At 73.9% G+C, this 1,925-nt stretch carries 1 protein-coding gene; it reads right to left on the bottom strand.

The genetic code is table 11. From position 1 onward, the window contains the following. Window positions 1-77: 77 nt before the first annotated feature. Entirely contained in the window at window positions 78-1,493 is a 1,416-nt protein-coding gene (locus ABZY91_RS39600) for a hypothetical protein (protein WP_355408812.1), read from the bottom strand. Window positions 1,494-1,925: the final 432 nt, after the last annotated feature.

Raw genomic sequence — 1,925 nt, 5'->3', positions numbered from 1 at the left:
GGGCGCCGGTGCCGCCGGAGCTCGAGTCCACGCCGCCCCCGTCCGCGACGGGAGCCCGCGCGGTCGCCGGGCGGGTCTCAGCCGCCCGCCTTCCTGGAGCCGGGCTTCGAGCAGGGCGAGCAGGTGGGGGCGGCCTCGACGCAGACGGTGACGGAGTCGGTGTTGTCGGCGGGGTGGAGGTCGGTCTCGGTCGCGTGCGCCCTGGCCGTGTTGGTGACCGGGCCCGTGGCGGTGGCCTTCGCCCGGAGGACGAGGGTGGCGGAGGCGTCGACGGGCAGCGTCCCGACGCTCCACAGGCCGGTGTCGGGGCTGTAGGTGCCGGTGTCGGCGGCGGCGGAGACGAAGACCAGGCCGGCCGGGAGGCTGTCGGCGACGGTCACGTGGGTGGCGGTGTCGGGTCCGGCGTTGCGGACGGTGACGCGGTAGGTGACGGTCTGGCCGACGGTGACGGTGGTGGCGTCGGCGGACTTGACGACGCTCAGGTCGGCGGCCGGCAGGACCTGGGTGTCGGTCTGGTTGGAGGTGGCGGTGAGGGCCTGGGGGGTGGGGCCGAGGCGGTTCTCGTAGGCGGCGGTGGCGGTGTTGGTGACGTGTCCGCCGGCGCTGGCCTCGTCGATGGTGACCCGGTACTCCACCGTCGTGCCGTTCGGGAGGGCGTCGGTGTTGGGCAGGCTGCCGCCCCGGTCGGCGGTGGCGCCGTTGCCGAGGTTGAACACCACCCGGTCGCCGGCCGGGTCGAAGTGGGCCTGGTCGTCGCCCTGCCGGTCGGTCTTCGCGCCGGTGTTGGGACCGTTGACGATCCGCAGGGATCCGGGCAGGTAGGTGGTGCCGCTCGGCACGGCGTCGGTCAGGACGAGGGCGTCGGCGTTGCCACCGCCCTCGTTCCTGACGACCACGCGGTAGGTGATGATGTCACCCACTTCGAGGGGCCCGTCGGGGATGGCGTACTTGGTGAGGGTGACGGCCGGGGCGGTGCCGAAGAAGATGCCGTCGAGGAAGTTGCCGACCGACTGGTTGCCGCCGGCGGAGGAGACGGAGCGGAAGGCGAAGCGGGTGGTGGTCTGCCCGGCCGGGACGGTGTAGGTGCTCGTGTAGAAGCCCCAGGCGGTGTTGCCGTCGGTGAACTGTCGCTGCTGGACGGCCGCGCCGGGCCTGCCGATGTCCAGGGCCATGGTGTCCTGGCCCAGCCGCCCGCGGTGGTAGAGCCGCCAGTACAGCGTGGCGCCCGGGGTGGTGGGCAGGTCCTGGTAGAGGGTGGAGACCTGGTTGGCGTTGAGTTCGGCGAACTGGGCGCCGTCGGCGGAGGGGACTCCGTTGAAGCCGTCGTGCCAGATCTCGATGAGGTGGTCGGTGGCGGTGGTCAGCCACCCCGGGACGTGGTTCGGGCTGGAGGCCTGGGAGGCGTCGGGCAGGATCGCGTTGCCGCTGCCGATGGGGGGCTGCTCGAAGCTGCCGTTCACCAGGGTGATGCGGGACGGGACGGGGGTGGTCATGGTCTTCCCCTTCGTTCGAGGTCGCGTGCTGGAGGTCCGGCCGGCCCGGGGGCCCGGAGGAGCGGACGAGCGGGCGGCCGGCATGCGGGAGCGGTGGCTCCGGTCGAGGCGACAGGGAGCGAAGCCGTCCCTTGACGAGGTCGGTCACGGGGACTGGAGGGGGGAGCCGGCGACTTGCGGCACGCGCGGTCTGTCGGGGCCTCGGGAGGCGCCCGATCCCAGCGTGCGCAATGGTTCCTGTACGCACGAGAGCGTGGAGCGCGGCTCCCGAAGTGCGAAAGGGCGCGATCCGCGAGGATCACGCCCCGGCTCTGCGCGGCCCGCGTGAAGGCAGCGCCGCAGGCCGGGGGCACGCTTCCGCGTGCCCCCGGCCCGGGCGGGGGCTCCGGGCGGGGCGCGGGGGGGGGTGGGGAGAGCGGGGGGGGGGGGAAG

It is taken from the genome of Kitasatospora sp. NPDC002965, from assembly GCF_040611255.1.
Taxonomy (GTDB): Bacteria; Actinomycetota; Actinomycetes; order Streptomycetales; family Streptomycetaceae; genus Kitasatospora.
Note: the sequence above shows the minus strand (reverse complement) of the source record. Positions and strands in the feature narration are given on the sequence as shown.